The organism is Mesorhizobium sp. WSM4836, from assembly GCF_055811815.1.
Genome location: NZ_JBVVQF010000035.1, coordinates 1 through 20,438, shown reverse-complemented (window position 1 = coordinate 20,438; position 20,438 = coordinate 1). Strand labels below are relative to the sequence as shown.

The 20,438-nt window shown below is 63.4% G+C and carries 14 protein-coding genes and 3 pseudogenes; 13 read left to right on the top strand and 4 right to left on the bottom strand.

The annotated features are described in order from the left end of the window. Positions 1–124 precede the first annotated feature (124 nt). Together AC0L2P_RS29075 and AC0L2P_RS29070 are read right to left on the bottom strand one after the other, a co-directional pair. Entirely contained in the window at positions 125–1,000 is an 876-nt protein-coding gene (locus AC0L2P_RS29075) for an omptin family outer membrane protease (RefSeq protein WP_473506290.1), read from the bottom strand. Positions 1,001–1,545: 545 nt separating this feature from the next. Further along, a pseudogene (locus AC0L2P_RS29070) lies at positions 1,546–2,172 on the bottom strand (Tn3 family transposase); the annotation flags it as partial. A gap of 352 nt (positions 2,173–2,524) precedes the next feature. Here AC0L2P_RS29070 and AC0L2P_RS29065 point away from each other — a divergent pair. The 10 genes from AC0L2P_RS29065 to fni all read left to right on the top strand — a co-directional run bounded on the left by AC0L2P_RS29065 (position 2,525) and on the right by fni (position 15,807). Next, the gene (locus AC0L2P_RS29065; protein ID WP_473506288.1) at positions 2,525–4,681 is read left to right on the top strand and encodes a S46 family peptidase; all 2,157 of its coding nucleotides are present in this window, start codon (positions 2,525–2,527) and stop codon (positions 4,679–4,681) included. Positions 4,682–5,693: 1,012 nt separating this feature from the next. Beyond that, positions 5,694–6,896, top strand: coding sequence for a cytochrome P450 (locus AC0L2P_RS29060; protein WP_473506286.1), 1,203 nt, complete (start codon positions 5,694–5,696; stop codon positions 6,894–6,896). 94 nt (positions 6,897–6,990) lie between these two features. After that, the gene (locus AC0L2P_RS29055) at positions 6,991–8,280 is read left to right on the top strand and encodes a cytochrome P450 (RefSeq protein WP_473506284.1); all 1,290 of its coding nucleotides are present in this window, start codon (positions 6,991–6,993) and stop codon (positions 8,278–8,280) included. A 1-nt stretch (position 8,281) separates the two neighbouring features. After that, complete coding sequence (locus tag AC0L2P_RS29050) at positions 8,282–8,590, top strand: ferredoxin (RefSeq protein ID WP_473506282.1); 309 nt, start codon at positions 8,282–8,284, stop codon at positions 8,588–8,590. Next, the gene (locus AC0L2P_RS29045) at positions 8,577–9,422 is read left to right on the top strand and encodes an SDR family oxidoreductase (RefSeq protein ID WP_473506316.1); all 846 of its coding nucleotides are present in this window, start codon (positions 8,577–8,579) and stop codon (positions 9,420–9,422) included. Before AC0L2P_RS29050 ends, AC0L2P_RS29045 begins: the two co-directional genes overlap by 14 nt. After that, positions 9,422–10,765: a cytochrome P450 gene (locus AC0L2P_RS29040; protein WP_473506280.1), complete on the top strand. Its 1,344-nt coding sequence runs from the start codon at positions 9,422–9,424 to the stop codon at positions 10,763–10,765. Before AC0L2P_RS29045 ends, AC0L2P_RS29040 begins: the two co-directional genes overlap by 1 nt. Positions 10,766–10,919: 154 nt before the next feature. After that, positions 10,920–11,918: a polyprenyl synthetase family protein gene (locus AC0L2P_RS29035; protein ID WP_473506314.1), complete on the top strand. Its 999-nt coding sequence runs from the start codon at positions 10,920–10,922 to the stop codon at positions 11,916–11,918. Positions 11,919–12,222: 304 nt separating this feature from the next. After that, positions 12,223–13,773, top strand: coding sequence for a hypothetical protein (locus tag AC0L2P_RS29030; protein WP_473506278.1), 1,551 nt, complete (start codon positions 12,223–12,225; stop codon positions 13,771–13,773). After that, the gene (locus tag AC0L2P_RS29025; RefSeq protein WP_473506276.1) at positions 13,770–14,672 is read left to right on the top strand and encodes a terpene synthase family protein; all 903 of its coding nucleotides are present in this window, start codon (positions 13,770–13,772) and stop codon (positions 14,670–14,672) included. The genes AC0L2P_RS29030 and AC0L2P_RS29025 overlap by 4 nt, the downstream gene beginning before the upstream one ends. An 85-nt stretch (positions 14,673–14,757) precedes the next feature. Continuing rightward, positions 14,758–15,807 (top strand): type 2 isopentenyl-diphosphate Delta-isomerase, encoded by a 1,050-nt coding sequence (gene fni / locus AC0L2P_RS29020; protein ID WP_473506274.1) that lies wholly within the window; start codon positions 14,758–14,760, stop codon positions 15,805–15,807. 641 nt (positions 15,808–16,448) lie between these two features. On the opposite strand, the gene AC0L2P_RS29015 is transcribed toward fni, so the two are convergent. Then, positions 16,449–18,134, bottom strand: a complete 1,686-nt coding sequence (locus AC0L2P_RS29015; protein WP_473506272.1) for an NAD(P)/FAD-dependent oxidoreductase — start codon at positions 18,132–18,134, stop codon at positions 16,449–16,451. A gap of 432 nt (positions 18,135–18,566) precedes the next feature. After that, positions 18,567–18,791 (bottom strand): annotated as a pseudogene (locus AC0L2P_RS29010) (transposase); the annotation flags it as partial. Between AC0L2P_RS29010 and AC0L2P_RS29005 the strand changes: the two are divergent. The 3 genes and pseudogenes from AC0L2P_RS29005 (at position 18,682) to AC0L2P_RS28995 (ending at position 20,094) form a co-directional block, all read left to right on the top strand. Continuing rightward, entirely contained in the window at positions 18,682–18,978 is a 297-nt protein-coding gene (locus AC0L2P_RS29005) for a hypothetical protein (protein ID WP_473506322.1), read from the top strand. The pseudogene AC0L2P_RS29010 and the gene AC0L2P_RS29005 overlap by 110 nt on opposite strands. Before the next feature lie 147 nt (positions 18,979–19,125). Continuing rightward, positions 19,126–19,669, top strand: a pseudogene (locus AC0L2P_RS29000) (recombinase family protein). Further along, entirely contained in the window at positions 19,666–20,094 is a 429-nt protein-coding gene (locus AC0L2P_RS28995; protein ID WP_473506271.1) for a hypothetical protein, read from the top strand. Before AC0L2P_RS29000 ends, AC0L2P_RS28995 begins: the two are co-directional and overlap by 4 nt. The last annotated feature ends 344 nt before the right edge of the window (positions 20,095–20,438 follow it).

Sequence of the window (20,438 nt, the reverse complement as noted above, 5' to 3'; positions counted from 1 at the left end):
CGGCCATATCGCGTCGTGTGTGCGTCGCCGTGGCGCTTAGGGTGTCATTTTGCCCCCTACCGGAATCGACCCGGGAAGCTCGGCAAATGAAAGGCGCGCCGGCGGACGCCACTGGTTTCCTTTCTCAGTTGAACTTGATGCTCGCCTGCACGAACATGCCGTAGCGCTCTGCCTGCCAGTCCACGACCTGCGGGGAACCGCCGGCCGGAGTCTCTTCGAAATGCGCGGCACCTTCAGATGCCACCCTCCAGTAGCGGGCGCCGACGCCGATGTTGAACAAATCTGTGACCTTGTAGTTCAACACCGCCTCGAGTTGGACCCCATGCCCGTCGCCGTCTTCAGGAGTGGGGTTGATCGCTGGGCGCCAATGGTGCCGATCTTTGCCGTTTAATCGCGTGAACAGGAGCGCCACGTCGCCAGAAAGGCTGAGCCGTTCGGTGAGTTGCGTCTGCCCGGCCAGTCCGAGTCGCAGCGAATGCCAATCGTTGTCCTGGCTGATCACGCCGACATTGGTCGGCAAAGCCGGCGCGCATACCTGCGAGATAGCCGCCTGCTGCGCGCAACCGACAGCGTTGTAGCGCTCGTTCCAGAAGTTATAGCCGACCAAAGCACCGATGCGGTAGCGCGGCGTGTTCCAGAAATAGTATCCCAGATCAGTGGTGAAATAGGTGATGTCGCCGGCGCGCTGATCACTCGACGTATTCGAATAAGGTTCGACTGTTGGCGGGAAATCCTCGTCGACGAGAGAGCCCTCGCTGACTCCGCCCGCACCGAGGAGGCCCTTGACGAAAATGCCGGTCGGATTGTGGGTTGCGTTGAAGAAGACTTCGCTCGAATGCATATCGAGATGGTCGTAAGTGAGCCGAGAGATCAGCAGCGTGCCACTGTCGTCGTAAAGGTCCTTCGATGCTTCGCCGGTACTGTACCAGTTGCGTAGCCCAGCCTCGAACGAAAAGACTGGGGCCGCTGCCCCGGCTACAATTGCCGGATCGGTTATCACCGGAACATCGGCAGCGGTAGCGATCTCCGTCAGCCCACAAAGCGCCAAATATGTCAGAAACAGTCGCTGCATCAGATAATTCTCCTTCGTGTCCCCGGGTGTCGGTCTCGGGCTCTGTCGCAAATGTTCGGTAAGAAGGTCACGGCTTTGAGCGCTCTTCGGGTTCTGAGAAGCTCATGATGTAAAGGCCGGCAGTTGGACTGATCGGGAATCCGGCTGTGCACGTACGCCTATCAGCATGCCCTCCACACAGTTCTGTCTCACCTCCACTGTCTCTACCGGCGGAGACGACCTTTGATGGCACTTCCGCAAGAAACTCGTCGTCACGAACGTACCCATGCGGGACAATCATTGATCCGCCATTGCGTCCGCCCGGTGACAGCAGAATCGTAGCAAAACGCATGCCGAGCTGGCGCACTGTCTGGCTGCACCGTTTTCTCCATACCGGCGGCCTCGCCCATACGCTTTTTGGTCGGTCTTCCGACATTCTTGCCGAGCTTCCGACGCAAAAAAGGTTTGCGGATTGAAGCGTTCGTGACCAGGCCCATGCTGCAACGCCTCCAGCTCAGCGGCGAGATGTGCTTGAGCAGATGATCCGGAATCTCGCTACGCACGTTGCGTAAGTGGGTAGCGGCCCGTTCGATATACACCGTATTCCAGTGTACGATCGCGCTGACGACGAGGTTGAGGCCGGAGGCGCGGAACGCCTGGCTTTCGAACGATCGGTCCCGGATCTCACCGCGCTCGCGGAAGAAGACGGCGCGCTTCAGCTTATGCGCCGCCTCACCCTTGTTGAGGGGGCCGGCCTGGCAACGTCGGCGTAGCGCTGGACTTGAGTACCATTCGATTATGAACAGCGATCGCTCGATTCGGCCGAGTTCGCGCGGGGCCCTTGCGAGTTGGCTTTCCTTCGGTGATGCTGACAGCTTCTTCAGGATCGTTGACGGCACGACTGATCGCGTCGTGATCGACGCCGCCAGATGAAGAAGATCGTCCCAGTGGTCGAGAATAAGCGTGGTGTTGATCGGCGCTCCGATGTGGTCCGACAGCGCCGGGTAGGCATCATTTTTCTCGAAGGTGTGGAACTTCCGATCTTTGAGATTGCGCAGCCGAGGCGCAAAGCGCTTGCCGATCAGAGCGAACAACCCGAACACGTGATCGCTCCCGCCGCCTAACGATAGCACGCACTCTCAAGATTATGGACAGGCGACGGCCGTTCGGCAGCGGGCTTCGTCGCTAGCGAGGACGAGGGTGTCGGGTCTCCAACCAAATGTCGGAGGTCGGACATCGAAGGCAGCTTACCATTTGGGTCGTCGAAAGCTTTGTTGCCTTGGCACGATTGGTGCAACGGATGATCCGCAAACGTTGCACAAACCAATCCGATGTGAGGGGGGCGTCATTGCGTTGACCGTCCAATCAGTCTTCACGCAGTGGCTGCCGCGCTCGCTTGCGGACGCCGGCCAGCCCAATAGCTCATCAATCCAGTCTGCGCAGAACAATACATAGAATGGGAGCGAGATCAGCATGAACTCGAATTTGAAATGTTTGGCCCAAGCAACTGCCATGAACTTGCTCTGGACGGTCACCGCTACGTCGGCGCACGAAGGTATGTGGATGCCGGGCCAGACTGCGGAAGTGGGCGCGGCCATGCAGGCGGATGGGCTCCAGATCGATCCCGCGCAGTTGAGCCGACTGTATGCTGCCCCGCTTAACGCGATCGTATCACTGGGCGGATGCTCCGCCTCCTTCGTCAGCCCGCAAGGACTGGTCGCGACCAATCATCACTGCGTGTTCCCATCCATGCAGTATAACAGCAGGGAGAGCCAAGACTATCTAACCAACGGCTTTCTAGCGAAGAGCCTGAGTGAAGAATTACCCGCCGCGCCCGCCAGCCGCATCTATGTGATCGAGGATGTGCGGGATGTGACCGCCGAGATGCTTAGGGGCGTCTCGGACATGCTGAGCGGCTTTGCCCGCCATGAGCAGCTCGACACGAACCGCAAGGCGCTAATCGCTGCATGTGAAGAACAGCCCGATCGCCGCTGCGACGTGAGGCCCTATTATGGCGGCGCCTTCTACTACCTCCAGCAGAAGCTTGAAATTGAGGACGTGCGCCTCGTCTACGCGCCCGCGCTCGGCATCGGCAACTTCGGCGGTCAAACGGACAATTGGATGTGGCCGCGCCACACGGGCGACTTCGGTTTTTATCGCGCGTATGTCGCTCCTGATGGTTCCTCCCGGCCCTATGCGCGCGACAACGTGCCCTACCGGCCGAAGAGCTGGCTGCGCATGGCCTCTAAAGGCGTCCAAGAAGGCGATTTCGTGATGGTCGCCGGCTTTCCCGGCGCAACCCACCGGCTCCTCACCGCCGATGAAGTCCGGTTCAACTTCGCCGACTACGAACCACTGTCCCAGCGTTTGCTCTCGGATTATGCCGCTCAGATCAACCAAGCCACGGCAGGCAATCGCGAAGCGCAGATCCGCTACGCCTCCATCCTGCAAGGCGTGGAAAACTACAAAAAGAAGCTGGCGGGCGATCTAGCCGGCGCCGACGCGATCGGCCTCGACGCGCGGAAGGCCATCGAGGAGAAAGCTTTTCGCGCCTGGGTCGCCGAGTATCCCGTGCGGCAGACGCGCTTTGACGCAGCAATCCGCGAACTGGACGGGATGGTGGGCGAGAATAGCCGGGCTTCGCTGGCGAGGCTGCGCCAGGCGTTGCTCAATCGCGCGCAACTACTGTCATCGGCACGCATTCTCTATCGCTGGACAAAGGAGCACGAGAAGGCCGATGAAGACCGTGAAAGCGGCTTTCAGGATCGTGACCGTAAAGAAATCTCGGATCAGCTGACGCAGATCGAGCGCGCCTATTTGCCAGACATCGATCGAAAGCTGTTCGAGGCCGCACTCGACGAATATCGCCGGCTGGATGCAAAGGACCGCGATACTGCTTTCGAAAGCGCTTTGGGCCAAATTGGCCTTGACCGACTTTATGCAGACACCAAGCTCGCAGACACGGCAACGCGGCTCGGCTGGCTTGACAAGCCCGCTGCTGCCTTCGAGGCGTCGGAGGATCCTTTCATCAAGCTGGCGGTCGCTCTCTATCCCGGCGACATAGCTGCGGAGCACGCTGCGAAGGACCGCGCTGGACGCACCCAGGCGGCTCGCGCCATCTATATGCACGGCCAGCGTGCCTACCAGCAGGCAATCGGCCGGCTGATGTATCCCGACGCGAATGGCTCGCTGCGCATCACCTGGGGCAAGGTGGCGGGGCGAACACGCGACGGGCAGATCTGGATGCCCTTCACCACGGCCGAGGGACTTCTGGCCAAAGAAACGGGCAAGGGTGAGTTCGATGCTCCAGATGCGGCTATCGCAGCGATCCGAGCCAAGGATTATGGCCCCTATGTCGCGCCGGCGCTGGGCACGTTACCGGTCAACTTCCTGTCCACCGCCGACATCACCAACGGCAACAGCGGCTCGGCGACGCTGAACGGACGCGGCGAGTTCGTGGGTCTCGCCTTCGACGGCACGCTCGAGGGCGTAATCGCTGACTGGGGGCGCGACGCGGACCTCAGCCGCAGCATCCATGTCGACAGTCGCTTCATGCTCTGGACCATGGACAAGATTGACGGCGCTGGCCGGTTGCTAAAGGAGATGGGAGTGCTGCCGTCGCGCTCCTGAGCGGGGTAGTCTGGCGGTAGGCGCACGCGTCGGCCTCAGCCAGCCAGAACGGCACTTCGGCGACATTGACGTGAGCTTACCACAGCGATCGTTGACGTGCTCGCCTCGCGGCAAGGTCCGGTTGCCGTTGCGCTTAAGTGACCAACTCGTCCGCATCCGTCCCATTCTCGGGTGGTACGGGCCTGCGGCGACCGGTCGATCTGGACGGAATGGCGTCGGCAGACGGAACTGCTCAAGTCGATCGTCGACGGCCTGCATTGTAACCATCCAGATGGATATCTGCGGCCGCACGGCATCGACTACGAGTACTTCGCCGTAAACGCTCAGAGGAGGAAGGGCAAACCCCCTCCACCCCGCCGCTCAGCCCGTAACAGACCGCTTTCCGGTTTGCCCCCGGGCTCTTACACTAACCCGGAAACACCGCCGGTCGGATGACGGATATCTCTCCGGTTTTCCCTCTTTTCAACCCAGGTGCCTGCCGCTCGTGGAAATGAGTTTTGGAGGTAGCGCTCAGCGAGGAGCCGCGCTCCGGCGCGGAGCGCAAGCTCGCGGCAAGGAAGAAGCCGATACGCGCTGGCAGACTTTGATTATAGGCCCACAAGATCACACACCAATCACACTTAACCTCGCTTGAACGGGCCAGGCCGCCGAGGTTCGTTGAGACGCTCTGTACGACACCGCCGGTGGTCAAACCGCTGCAACAGATCCTTCACATCAATTTACAAGATCTTCACGATCCCCAGCCGTTGACAATGGTACGGTCACCGCAAGCCTGAGGTCCGGCACGGCTAACAGAAGTAATGCCGAATACCCTCGGACCGCCGCACAGCACGCAACATCGGGTTAACAGCAATGGTAAAGAAGAGCGCTCATCTTGGTTGAAGGTCATTGGGGTATTGGTCTGCTATACGTCCAAGCGGCTCAGTGTCTTGGTCTTCAACGTCATTCGCTGCCCGCAGCGCCTGCCGGTCACCTTCCGCCCTTTCCATCGCTTAGAGAGTGAAGTGCCACCATGTCCGAACAACCCTTGCCGACGCTGCCGATGTGGCGCGTCGATCACATCGAGCCCTCGCCCGAGATGTTGGCGTTATGCGCCAATGGCCCGATCCACCGCGTGCGCTTCCCGTCCGGACACGAAGGCTGGTGGGTGACAGGCTACGACGAGGCCAAGACGGTGCTGTGCGACGCGGCATTCCGGCCCGCGGGAATGCCGCCGGCGGCATTCACCCCGGATTCGGTGATTCTCGGTTCGCCGGGGTGGCTGGTCTCGCACGAGGGGGGCGAGCATGCCCGGTTACGCACGATCGTGGCGCCGGCCCTCAGCAACCGCAGGGTGAAGCTGCTCGCGCAGCAGGTCGAGGCGATCGCCGCGCAGTTGTTCGAGACGCTAGCGGCCCAGCCCCAGCCCGCCGACCTGCGGCGCGACCTCTCCTTTCCGCTTCCGGCCATGGTCATCAGCGCGCTGATGGGCGTGCTCTACGAGGATCACGCCTTTTTCGCCGGGCTGTCCGACGAGGTGATGACGCACCAGCATGAAAGCGGCCCGCGCAGCGCGTCGCGCCTGGCCTGGGAAGAATTGCGCGCCTACATTCGCGGCAAGATGCGGGACAAGCGCCAGGATCCGGGCGACAACCTGCTGACGGATCTGATCGCGGCGGTCGACCAGGGCAAGGCAACCGAGGAAGAGGCGATCGGCCTGGCGGCGGGCATACTGGTGGCGGGGCACGAGAGCACTGTCGCGCAGATCGAATTCGGCCTGCTGGCCATTTTCCGCCATCCGCAACAGCGCGAACGCCTGGTTGGCGATCCGTCCCTGGTGGACAAGGCGGTGGAGGAAATCCTGCGCATGTACCCGCCGGGCGCGGGCTGGGACGGCATCATGCGCTATCCGAGGACCGACGTGACCATCGCGGGCGTGCGTATTCCCGCGGAGAGCAAGGTGCTGGTCGGCCTGCCGGCGACGTCGTTCGATCCGCGCCATTTCGACGACCCAGAAATCTTCGACGTCGGACGCGACGAAAACCCGCACCTGGCGTTCTCCTACGGGCCGCACAACTGCATCGGCGCGGCGCTGGCCAGGCTGGAACTCAAGGTGGTGTTCGGTTCCATCTTCCAGCGCTTTCCCGCGCTACGCCTGGCCGTGGCGCCCGAAGAACTGAAGTTGCGCAAGGAGATCATCACTGGCGGGTTCGACGAGTTCCCGGTGCTCTGGTGATGCGCGGACGCCGCCGGGGATCACGATCTTCTCCGCAATTTGCCGGCGCGCCGGGCGCGCGCCGGTCTGATCAGCCAGCCAACAGGTAACCAGGATGGACGTGCAAGAAACCACAGCAGCATGCCGGGACGCCTTCGCCGAACTGGCGTCGCCAGCGTGCATCCACGACCCGTATCCGTTCATGCGGTGGTTGCGCGAGCACGATCCGGTGCATCGCGCGGCGTCGGGCCTCTTTCTGTTGAGCCGCCACGTCGATATTTACTGGGCGCTCAAGGCCACCGGCGATGCGTTTCGGGGACCGGCGCCGGGCGAACTGGCGCGCTATTTCCCGCGTGCGGCGACCAGCTTGTCGCTCAATCTGCTGGGGTCCACGCTAGCGATGAAGGACCCCCCGACGCATACGCGGCTGCGCCGGCTGATCTCGCGCGATTTCACCATCCGCCAGATCGACAACCTGCGGCCGAGCATCGGGCGCATCGTCGCAGCGCGCCTGGACGGCATGGCGCCCGCGCTGGAGCGCGGGGAGGCGGTGGATTTGCATCGGGAATTCGCGCTGGCCTTGCCCATGCTGGTTTTCGCCGAACTGTTCGGCATGCCCCAGGACGACGTGTTCGGGCTCGCCGCCGGCATCGGCGCCATTCTGGAAGGCCTGAGCCCGCACGCCAGCGATCCCCAGCTCGCCGCGGCGGACGAGGCCAGCGCCAAGGTGCAGGCCTACTTCGGCGACCTCATACAGCGCAGGCGCACCGATCCCCGCCACGACATCGTGTCGATGCTGGTCGGCGCACACGACGACGATGCCGACACGCTGTCGGATGCGGAGTTGATCAGCATGCTGTGGGGCATGCTGCTGGGCGGCTTCGCGACCACTGCTGCGAGCATCGACCATGCGGTCCTGGCGATGCTGGCGTATCCCGAACAGCGGCACTGGCTGCAGGGGGACGCCGTGGGCGTTAAGGCATTCGTGGAAGAAGTCCTGCGCTGCGACGCGCCCGCCATGTTCAGCTCCATTCCGCGTATCGCCCAGCGCGACATCGAACTGGGCGGCGTGGTGATTCCGAAGAACGCGGACGTGCGCGTGCTGATCGCGGCCGGCAATCGCGACCCGGACGCCTTCGCCGATCCCGACCGCTTCGATCCCGCGCGGTTCTACGGCACCAGTCCTGGCATGTCGAGCGACGGGAAGATCATGCTGAGCTTCGGCCACGGCATCCACTTCTGCCTCGGTGCGCAACTGGCCCGGGTGCAGTTGGCCGAGAGCTTGCCGCGGATCCATGCGCGCTTCCCCACGCTGGCATTGGCCGAGCAGCCGACCCGGGAGCCCTCCGCGTTCCTTAGGACGTTCCGCGCGCTGCCGGTGCGGCTGCATGCGCAGAGGGGCTGAGATGCGCGTCGTGGTCGACCAGGATCTGTGCGGAACCACCGGCCAGTGCGTGCTGACGCTGCCGGGCACCTTTCGCCAGCGCGAACCAGACGGCGTGGCCGAAGTGTGCATGGCGACGGTCCCGCCGTCGCTGCACGCGTCCGTGCGGCTCGCGGCCAGCCAGTGCCCGGTCGCCGCCATTCGGGTGATCGAAACCGACGCTGGCCATGGCGAGCGCGCCAGCGCCGACCCTGCGCCTTCTCCGGCGGAAACCGAGCGGCATGCCGCGAAAGACCAACGCAATCCAGAAGGACACGATGAGACGGTTTGAAAGCAAGGTGGCCGTGGTGACCGGCGCCGGCGCCGGCATTGGCAAGGCATGCGCCCTCGCCATCGCGCGCGAGGGCGGCAGAGTGGTGGTGGCCGACATTGATGGCTCGGCGGCCCTCGCCTGCACCGCGCGGATCGCGGCCGAAGCGGGCCACGCGCTGGCCCTGGCCATGGACATCGCCGATGCCCAGGCGGTGGCAGCGCTGTTCGAGACGGCGGAGCGGCACTTCGGTGGGGTCGACCTGCTGGTGAACAACGCGAGCGCCATGCATCTGACCCCGCGCGACCGCGCGATCCTCGACCTGGACCTGGCGGTATGGGATCAGACCATGGCGATCAATCTGCGCGGCACGCTGCTCTGCTGCCGACAGGCCATCCCACGGATGATCGCCCGCGGCGGTGGCGCGATCGTCAACATGTCGTCGTGCCAGGGGCTCAGCGGTGACACCGCGCAGACGTCCTACGCCGCGTCGAAGGCGGCGATGAACATGCTGTCGGCCTCGCTCGCCACCCAGTACGGTCATGCGCAGATCCGCTGCAACGCGGTTGCGCCGGGTCTCATCATGACCGAGCGTCTCCTCGCCAAGCTGGACGAGCGCATGCAACGGCATCTGCGCCGGCACCAGCTCCTGCCGCGCGTCGGCCGCCCCGAGGACGTGGCCGGGCTGGTGGCGTTCCTGCTCTCCGACGATGCTGCGTTCATCACCGGCCAGGTCGTGTGCATCGACGGCGGCATGCTGGCGCATGTGCCGACGTACGCCGACGGTGGCAACAGCCGCGCCGTGCGGCCTGCCGGCGACACCGCCGAAGCGGCCGCGGCGCCGCGCTGCTGATGGACATGCTGCTCAACCCGCTGAACCGTCGGCATCGGCTGCGGCACAACATCCCGGTCGTGCCCGGCGCTTTCCCCCTGGTCGGGCATCTTCCCGTCATCGTCTGCGACCTGCCGCGCCTGCTGCGGCGCGCGGAACGGATGCTGGGCAGCCACTTCTGGCTGGATTTCGGCCCTGCCGGACACCTGATGACCTGCACGGATCCAGATGCGTTCGCACTACTCCGGCACAAGGACGTGTCCTCGGCGCTGATCGAAGAGATCGCGCCCGAATTGCTTGGCGGAACGTTGGTCGCCCAGGACGGCGGCGCGCACCGGCAGGCGCGCGATGCGATCAAGGCGGCGTTCCTGCCCAAGGGGCTGACCCAGGCCGGCATCGGCGAGCTGTTCGCGCCCGTCATCCTAGAGCGGGTGCAGGCGTGGCGCGACCGCGGCGTCGTCACCATCCTGCCCGAAACCGGCGACCTGATGCTCAAGCTCATCTTCAGCCTCATGGGGATCCCCGCGCAAGACCTGCCGGGATGGCGTCGCAAGTACCGGCAACTGCTGCAGTTGATCGTCGCGCCCCCGATCGACCTGCCCGGACTGCCCTTGCGGCGCGGCCGCGCCGCCCGCGACTGGATCGACGCGCAGTTGCGCCAGTTCATCCGCGACGCGCGCTCGCATGCCGCGCGCACCGGGTTGATCAACGACATGGTGAGCACCTTCGATCGCAGCGACGATGCGCTCTCCGATGAGGTCCTGGTCGCCAATATCCGCTTGCTGCTGCTTGGCGGTCACGACACCACCGCCTCGACGATGGCCTGGATGGTGATCGAGCTGGCGCGGCAGCCTGTGCTGTGGGACGCCCTGGTCGAGGAGGCGCAACGCGTGGGCGCGGTGCCGACCCGGCATGCGGACCTGGCCCAGTGTCCGGTCGCCGAGGCGCTGTTCCGGGAGACGCTGCGCGTGCATCCGGCGACCACGCTCCTGCCGCGCCGCGCGCTGCACGAATTGCAACTCGGACAACGGCGCATTCCCGCGGGCACCCATCTGTGCATCCCGCTGCTGCATTTCTCGACCTCGGCGCTGCTGCACGAGGCGCCTGATCAGTTCCGTCTGGCGAGGTGGCTGCAACGCACGGAGCCTATCCGGCCGGTGGACATGCTGCAATTCGGTACCGGCCCACACGTCTGCATCGGCTACCACCTGGTATGGCTGGAAATGGTGCAATTCTGCATCGCCTTGGCGCTGACCATGCACAAGGCCGGGGTGCGGCCGCGGTTGCTGAGCGGCGTCGAAAAAGGCCGGCGCTATTACCCGACCGCACATCCGTCCATGAAAATCCGCATCGGATTCTCATGAGCCCGCATCGCATGCCCCGTGTGGCGAGGCAGCGGCTCCGGCGACGCGCGGCATTGCTGCACTCGGTGCGTGCGCTCGGTGCGACGCCGGCAACACCGCGGCGGCTCGCCGCCCGGCGTGGCCGTCTCCTATCAGGTACAAGGACATGAACATCATGCAGACCGGTTCCACGCTACACGACGACCGAACCGGCGTTTCCGCGCTCGGCGGATCGGGCGCGCAGGCGCGCGGCGCATCCGGCAGGCTGCTGCCGGAGATCTGGATGCAGGACGGCGCAAAGCGGGTCGAACAGGCGCTGGCGCGTCTTCTCTGCGCCGAAGGCGACAGTGACACCGAGCTGATGGCGGGGATGCGCTACGCCACCTTGCATGGCGGGAAGCGCACGCGCGCCTTGCTCTGTCTGGCTGCCGGCGCACTGGCCGACACGCCGGCGCACATGCTCGACGACGTCGGCGCCGCCATCGAGATGATGCATGCCTGTACCCTGGTCCACGACGACCTGCCCGCGATGGACGACGACGTGCTTCGCCGCGGCATTCCGACCGTGCACGTCAAGTTCGGCGAAGCCACTGCGATCCTGGTCGGCGATGCGCTGCAGGCGCACGCCTTCCTGACCCTGGCGAGCCTGGATCCGCCGGGCGACAACCGTGTCGCGCTCGTGCGCGAACTGGCGCAGGCGGTGTCCGCCGAGGGTGCCGCAGGCGGGCAGGCCATGGATCTGTCGCTGGTCGGAAAGCACGTTGAGCTGGACAGGATCGTAGCGATGCACCGGATGAAGAGCGGAGCGCTAGTGCGCGCGTCCGTTCGCATGGGCGCGCTATGCGCCATCGCGGAGGATGCCGCGCACGCTGCGCTGTACTGTGCGCTCGATCGATACAGCGCCTGTTTCGGCTTGGCGCTGCAGGTGGTCGACGACATTCTCGACGCGACCGCGGATACCGCGACGCTGGGCAAGACCGCCGGCAAGGACGCGGCGGCGCAGAAGCCGACCTGCGCGTCGATCATGGGGCTGCGGGCAGCGCGCCAGTTCGCGCTGGATCTGTTGCGCGACGCGGGGGAGGCCATTGCCCCGCTCGGGCCGCGTGCGGAACGGTTGGCGCAGATGCTGCAGCGGGCCAACGCGTATCTGTTCAAACACGCGCCATGCGCATGAGCGCGCCCGTGCGCATGGAGTCGCCCCTGTGCCGCTGCGATCGCCGGCGGCAGCGGTGCATGCTGCACTGCGTCCAAGTCCGCGGCGCCGATCGCAGCGGTTGCCCAGCACGCCCGCGGCGCATGCGGCGCGCTGCGCGCGAGCTTCTGCGGCGGACCGGCGCCAGCATCGGGGCGCGTCGCCGCGCCGGAGAAGGGAGGCCGTCCGGCGCTGCCCATGCGCCGGGCCGCGACGGGGCCGCGGCGACGTGCGGCGTCTGCCCGATCCTGGTTCTCGTCAATCCTCTGCAGAAGGAACATCCCGCGTGGATGCGCTGTCCGAACAGATCCTTTCCGAATTGCGCCACCTGCTGAGCGAGATGAGTGACGGCGGCAGCGTCGGTCCGTCCGTCTACGACACGGCGCGAGCTCTGCAGTTCCACGGCAACGTCACCGGTCGGCAGGACGCATACGCGTGGCTTATCGCGCAGCAACAGCCCGATGGCGGATGGGGAAGCGCGGACTTCCCGCTGTTCCGCCATGCGCCCACGTGGGCGGCGTTGCTGGCATTGCAGCGTGCCGATCCTCTTCCCGGCGCTGCCGACTCAGTCCACGCTGCAACCCGGTTCCTCGAGCGCCAGCCCGATCCCTACGCGTATGCGGTGCCGGAAGACGCGCCGATCGGCGCGGAGCTGATCCTGCCGCAGTTGTGCGGCGAGGCTTCATCCCTGCTCGGCGGCGTGGCGTTTCCGCGCCACCCGGCGCTGTTGCCGTTGCGGCAAGCGTGCCTGGTCAAGCTCGGGGCGATGGCGACGTTGCCGAGCGGCCATCCGTTGCTGCACTCCTGGGAAGCCTGGGGGACGTCGCCGACCACTGCATGCCCGGATGACGACGGCAGCATCGGCATCAGTCCGGCGGCCACCGCCGCGTGGCGTGCGCACGCCATGACACTGGGGAGCACGCCGCAGGTCGGGCGCGCCGACGCGTATCTGCAGGCGGCATCGCGGGCGACTCGCAGCGGCATCGAAGGTGTCGTTCCCAATGTCTGGCCGATCAATGTGTTCGAGCCATGCTGGTCGCTGTACACCCTGCATCTGGCCGGGCTGTTCGCGCATCCCGCGCTCGCCGAAGCGGTGCGCGTGATCGTCGCGCAGCTCGACGCCCGCCTGGGCGTGCGCGGTCTGGGCCCGGCCTTGGACTTCGCGGCCGATGGGGACGACACCGCCGTTGCGTTGTGCGTCCTGCGCCTTGCAGGCCGCGACCCGGCGGTCGATGCGTTGCGCCATTTCGAAATCGGCGAGCTCTTCGTCACCTTCCCCGGCGAGCGTAATGCCTCGGTGTCGACCAACATCCATGCCCTGCATGCGTTGCGACTGTTGGGAAAGCCCGCCGCCGGCGCCAGCGCCTACGTCGACGCCAATCGCAACCCGCACGGTCTATGGGACAACGAAAAATGGCACGTTTCTTGGCTGTATCCCACCGCGCATGCGGTCGCTGCGCTGGCGCAAGGCAAGCCCCAGTGGCGCGACGAGCGCGCGCTGGCGGCGCTGCTGCAGGCGCAGCGCGACGACGGCGGCTGGGGCGCCGGTCGCGCGTCCACATTCGAGGAAACGGCTTATGCGCTGTTCGCGTTGCACGTGATGGACGGGAGCGAAGAGCCGGCAGGGCGCCGGCGCATCGCGCAGGCGGTGGCGCGTGCGCTGGAATGGATGCTCGTCCGCCATGCGGCGCATGCATTGCCGCGGACGCCGCTGTGGATCGGCAAGGAACTGTATTGCCCCACCCGGGTCGTGCGCGTGGCCGAACTCGCCGGGTTGTGGCTGGCGCTTGGTTGGGGGCGGCGCGTCGTAGCCGAGGGAGCAGGAGCGGCGCCATGATCCAGACCGAACAGGCGCTGCAGCAGGTGCTGGAATGGGGGCGTTCCCTGACCGGGTTCGACGACGAGCATGCCGTTGAGGCGGTCAGGGGCGGCCAGTACATCCTGCAGCGCATCCACCCGAGCCTGCGCGACACCAGCGCCCGCACCGGCCGCGATCCGCAGGACGAAACGCTGATCGTGGCGTTCTATCGCGAACTGGCGCTGCTGTTCTGGCTCGACGATTGCAACGACCTTGGCCTGATCGCGCCGGAGCAGCTCGCCGCGGTGGAGCAGGCGCTGGCGCAGGGCGTGCCGTGCGCGCTCCCCGGATTCGAGGGCTGCGCTGTGCTGCGCGCTTCGCTGGCCGCGCTCGCCTACGATCGTCGCGACTATGCTCGGCTTCTCGATGATACCCGGTGCTACTGCGCGGCGCTGCGCGCCGGACACGCGCAGGCGGCAGGGGCGGAACGCTGGTCCTACGCCGAGTACCTGCACAACGGCATCGATTCGATCGCCTACGCGAACGTGTTCTGTTGCCTGTCGTTGCTGTGGGGGCTGGACATGGCGACCTTGCGCGCGCGTCCGGCGTTTCGCCAGGTCCTGCGGCTCATCTCCGCGATAGGGCGCCTGCAGAACGATCTGCATGGACGCGACAAGGACAGGTCGGCCGGCGAGGCCGACAACGCGGCGATCCTGCTGCTGCAGCGCTATCCGGCTCTGCCTGTGGTGGAGTTCCTCAACGACGAGCTGGCCGGCCATACGCGCATGCTGCACCGGGTGATGGCGGAAGAACGCTTTCCCGCGCCGTGGGGACCGTTGATCGAGGCCATGGCGGCCATCCGCGCGCAGTACTACCAGACCTCGACCAGCCGCTACCGCAGCGACGCTGCGGGGGAAAGCCAGCGTGCGCCGGCCTGAACGCGCGGGAGGCGGCGGCGAGCCCGCGCTGCCGGCGGTCCGATCCGACGCAACGCCGTCGCCCGATGGGACGGATGAAGCGAGCATGAGCGACACCGCCCTGAGCCGGCGCAAGGACGACCATCTGGACATCGTGCTGGATCGGCGGACGGCGCCGGCCACGGGCGCCGCCGGCTGGGAGTACATCCGTTTCGAACACTGCGCATTGCCCGAGTTGGACCTGACGCAGATCGACCTGCGCGCCTCGCTGCTGGGCAAGACCATGCGCGCGCCGCTGCTGATCAGCTCCATGACCGGCGGCATGCCACGCGCCGAGGCCATCAACCGGCATCTGAGCGAGGCAGCGCAAGCCTTGGGGATCGCCATGTGCGTCGGTTCGCAGCGCGTGAGCCTGCAATCCCGCAACTCCCTGGGGCTGACGCACGCGCTGCGCCGCCTGGCCCCAGACATTCCCTTGCTGGCCAATATCGGCGCCGGGCAACTGCGCGAGGCCGACGGCCTGGACCTGGCGCGCCGGGCGGTGGATGCGCTGGAGGCCGACGGACTCATCGTCCATCTCAATCCACTGCAGGAAGCGGTACAGCCGGAGGGCGACCGCGACTGGCGCGGCGTCCTGGCGCAGATCGCTCGCGCCGCGCGCAGCGTGGGCGTGCCGATCGTGGCCAAGGAAGTGGGGGCAGGCCTGTCCGCCTCGGCGGCCTGTGCGCTCGTCGAGGCGGGCGTGGTGGTGATCGATGTCGCCGGCGCCGGCGGCACCAGTTGGGCCGCGGTGGAGGGCGACCGCGCCCGCGATGCCGCCGACCGTGCAGTGGCGATGGCGTTCGCCGATTGGGGGATTCCGACCCCGGCCAGCATGCAGGCGGTACGTCGGGCGCTGCCAACGGTGAAGCTGATCGCGTCGGGCGGGATCCGCGACGGCGTCGACGTGGCCAAGGCCATCCGCCTGGGCGCGGACATCGCCGGGCAGGCGGCCGGCGTGCTGCGCGCGGCGACGGTGTCCACCGAGGCGGTTGTCGCGCATTTCGAGATCGTCATCCGCCAGTTGGCCGTCGCCTGCTTCTGCACCGGCTCGGCTGATCTGGCGGCGTTGCGTCAGGCGCGCTTGTTGCCCTCGGCGCATCTGCCCGCCGGTTGATGCCGGCGTCGCCCGCACCTGGCGGCGAGCGCCTAGGCTAGCAGGCTGCTGAAATAACGCCACGATAGACTACTGATCCACCTTAGCGAGGCGGTTCGATGCAAGGGAGCGACGTGTTCATGGAGCAGCTGTCCACGATGAAGCGGTGGAGGGTCAGTCTTCTCTCGCTCTCCACGGTGACGTCAATGATGAAGTTGCCAGGCGATGAGAACGTGCAATTATGCTATGCTCCCAAAGCACAAGATGCGCAGAGCTCTGCAGGCAAGCGGTCTGTAGACTGACGTTCCAGTCTGCCCTTTTATGCGACTTATGCGACTTATGCGACTTTGACCCGTAGCAGCTAAGTTAAAATGTCCGGATCTGGCAAAGTAGGAATGTCGCTCCTGCTCGTGTTGCCAATCTCTCGCCTTCGACAGCACGGGAGATTTGCAGGTTTGGGACGCTTCCTCCTCACGGCAACCGCCGGCCCAAAAGGCAATGAACTTACGGCATCCTGGTCAATCGTTCGGTTTGTAGGAGAGTGCCTCGATGCCTTTGCCAAAACCCGGCGCGGTTCAAGTATTTGATTGCAAATCTCCTCGAGTGTGGACGTTGCAAACATTTAAGAAGCCTTTTCTAAAGAACGCTAAATTTACCGGTTCTCAATATCGATAAGCGGAATTCATCGAATCAATAGGGTTACCGCTCAAGAGCTGGCCGCCACTGCTGCGGATAACAGCACATGCGGCATTCAAGCCCGTTTGTACCGCGCCCTCGACCCACCCGCCGGTAAAGGAGCATCCACATCCTGCGAGATACAAGCCCGTGTCTTCTTCCGGTCTTTTTGCGGTAGCGAATTGAAAAAATAACCGTTCTGAATAGATGTCTTCACCAGGATAATTGAGCTTGAAGGCACCTACTGAATATGGATCCATCAGCCAATCGTGCTGCAGGACATGACGTTCATAGTCACCGTTAGCCGGGACTAGATGACGGGCGAAATCAGGGGAAATGGTGGCCAGATCATCGACCAGACGCTGGCACCGTTCCTTTTTGTCCAGAATGGAAAGCATTTTGTTAGCATCATCTTCCCATGTATAACTTAACAGCACCACGCCCTTACCATCCGGATCATCTGGCTGATAGTCTAGGCAGTAAACCGCTCTGGCAAGGCCATCTGACAAGATGGTTGTCGGCGAGCCCTTTTTTAACCAGAACTTGTTTTCCGTCAGCATAAACAGCTTGGAAGAGCCGGTAAGGTGAGTTTCTCTGACCGCTCGCAAAACTTCGTTAGTAAGAAAGGTTCCATCCGCCGTGAGACGATGGGCCAGCTCCATAGCTCGATTGCTGGTAGTGACGATGACGCGGTCAAAAGGCACGACCTGCCCTCCTGCGCATGTCACGAGAATCTGACCGCCCTGTTTGTAAATACGGCTTACATGACCGTAGCGGACACGCTGCCGCAAACTCACACCGTTAAGCTCCTGTTCAGCCAACCGTTTCACCAACAGGGAGATCCCTCCCATAATCAGGCGCTGATCGTCCTCGTACCCGTTAATTACTAGACGCAGCATCTCAGTAAACGCGGCTTGGTACACAGGTAAAAAGCCTCCAGATCCAATCCCCAGCGATCCGAAAAGCTCAAAATCTTCCGGCCTTTTCCAAGGTACGCGCCCTGGTGGCTGCGGTCCGGTAAAGATGGTGACGAGGGCCGAATAGAAGGAGATGTCGCGAAACGAATCTAGCCAGGCCTGCCATGCGTCACGAGCTTGGTCAAAGCGATGCGACCGAAGCAAAGTTGTGATCTTCGCCGGTGCGGGCAGTTGAATCCCTTCGTGCACGTAACCGTCGCTTATCAAAGCCTGCCATCCTTGATGAACGCGTCTGAACAGTGGCGGCGGAGACTCGCCGGCCTGCCATAAATGACGCGCACCTCGATAGTGCACCTCGGTATCCACGATGCCCGGATCGGGGAAGGAAGCTGCGGTATCTATCCTCAATTTGTCCAGATAATGGAACAGGCAGGTTGCGCTGGAAGGAAAGCGCATAGCGCCCATCTCGGCAATGAGATGCGGTTCGCGCGGGTCGAAGATTTGTGACCAAGCCCGCCCACCCATACGATCCCGCGCCTCAAATAGCACGATGTCCGTTATTCCGGCGCGCAAAAGTTCAGTCGCCGCCACCAAGCCACTGATGCCGGCGCCCACAATGCCAACCCGCGGGCGCCGGCTGTTTTGAGCAAAGCTCCCAATACCACCTTCAGACTCGCTCAATCGCAAGAACGGTCCATAATCATACAGAAGATCGATACTCGGCAATGAATTTCTTGCGATGGTATTGTTCAGCATACCGCTCTCCGGTGATAGCTATATTTCTTGAGATCTAGTGTGGCCGCCCTCAGAATGCCTCCCCCGTTAAATTGGAACGCTGGCCACAGCATAACAATTGCTGCTCACCGGAGGCGCAATTAACGGTGTGTATTAGCAGAGCTTGCCAGCTTCTGTACTTAGTAATAACAATTACTGCAAACGCATCTCGCTAATCGACGATTGACGCAAGTTTATTTGGATGAGAATGGATTTCTCAGCCGAAATACATCGCGTTCCTCTCATATTGGGAAGTCGCTCTCCTGCCACCGAGCATGTTCCAAAGACTCGCGCGCGATATCTTCTATTAGTGCTTGCTAACGATCAATATTATCTATTTCTTTCTATCACTCAATTCCCACTCATTGAATTAATATTACGTTTCATATGTAATATAATACTCTTCCTCACTGATCAGAACCCATTTGTCCATTCTCTTCGGCCGATGGACATGATGCGCCAAGGCTGGTTTTCGAGCTTGCGCCAAGCATCGCAGCAATGGGCGACGATATCGTCATAGGATTTGAAGATGCGGTTCGACAGCCAGTTTTCGCGCATGACGAGCCAGAGGTTTTCGACCGGGTTGAGCTCCGGTGATTTCGGCGGCAGTGGCAGGATGGTGATATTCGTGGGCACGACGCCTGGCGTCCTTTCCGGCAAGCAGCCTTTGGTTGCTTCCATCGACGGCTATATCACTTTGGGGGGCGAGGATGAGGCAGCTGACTACGTCGACGAAAACGGCCAGGCCTGGCAGGCCACGCCCGGTGCAGTCGCGTGGGTGGCGGAGGTTACCAGAAAGCTGAAACCACGACGACGGCGTAACTGACCGCCGGAACCGATGGGCGTGTTCTAATTTGGGTATACCCGGCCTGAACACCCGCCATGAACACGTCGCAACCGGAAAGCCTGTTTTGGGCTCAATCGTCGTTATGAACAGAGCATCGCGCCGGCACACCCAAAATGAACAGCTTGCATGACCCGCATTGGATACGCCCGCACCTCCACCACCGACCAGAACCTCGCCGGGCAGATCGCCGCGCTCAAGGCCGCCGGCTGCGAGGTCATTCGCGAGGAGCAGAAGAGCGGCTCTACCCTGGAAGGCCGTCCGCAACTCAACACCATTCTCGACTTCATTCATGCTGGCGAGACGCTTGTCGTCACCCGGATTGACCGCCTGGCCAGATCGCTGCGCGACCTGCAGATGATCGTGGACAAGCTCAAGACGAACGGCGCGCATCTCTCCGCGACAGAACAACCTGTCGATACGTCGACCGCCGCCGGTAAGGCCTTCTTTGACATGCTTGGTGTCTTTGCCGAGTTCGAGACCAATCTGCGGCGCGAGCGCCAGGCGGAGGGAATCGCTGCCGCCAAGAAGCGCGGCACATACAAGGGCCGGCCGCCGAAAATCGACCGCGACGCGATCCAGCAAAGGCTTAAACAGGGTCAGGGCCCAACAAATCGCCCGCGATCTCGGCGTCTCACGCGGTACTGTCTATCAGGTGAGGAAGGGCAAATGACGAAGGGCAGGCTCATAACCCGTCTGACGCCAGCGACATGCGAAGAGATCCAGACCCGCATGCTCGAAGTCTGCCAGAAGATCGCTGAGGACCATGGCCTGGTCATCGAGGGCGCCGGATGGCACGGCACGGATACCGGCTTCTTCTTCGAGCCCGTGTTCCGCGTCAGCATTCCCGCTTCCGACGGCACCGCATTCAATCTCGAAAAAGACAGGTTCGAGTTCTTGGCAGAGCAATTCGGATTGGCCCCTTCGGACTTCGGACGCGAGTTCCGCACCGGAAGCGAACGGTTCCGGATCACCGGCATCGATCCAAAGCGGCCACGCTACCCGATCTCCGCTGAGCGAATTCCCGACCGCAGAGGGTTCAAATTTGCCGCCGAAAACGTCGCCATGCTCCTCCAAGCCAAGGAGAACAAGCCGTGACGTTCTCGGATTATTCCGCAAGTTGGCCAAAATCGCATATGTGGGGTCAGAACAAGAGCTGCTCAAAATCGTACGCTAAGGGCGAACGAGCATGAACTGAGCTTGCTTGGTCTCACGATTGCCGGGGCGCGACGTCTGATCCCAGTGGATAACCGTCGCAGCAGAATAGCTGCTGTTTCCACATCCAGTCTGCTCGGCAACATTCAGCGGCAGTTGGTGTTGTGTGCGGAGTTGAGCAGTGGCCAGGCGCAAGATTCTCAAAGCTCCGGATCGACGGGAGCTTTTCGATATTCCGGCTGATGAGGACAGCCTGATCCGACACTATTCATTGTCCGCGGCTGATC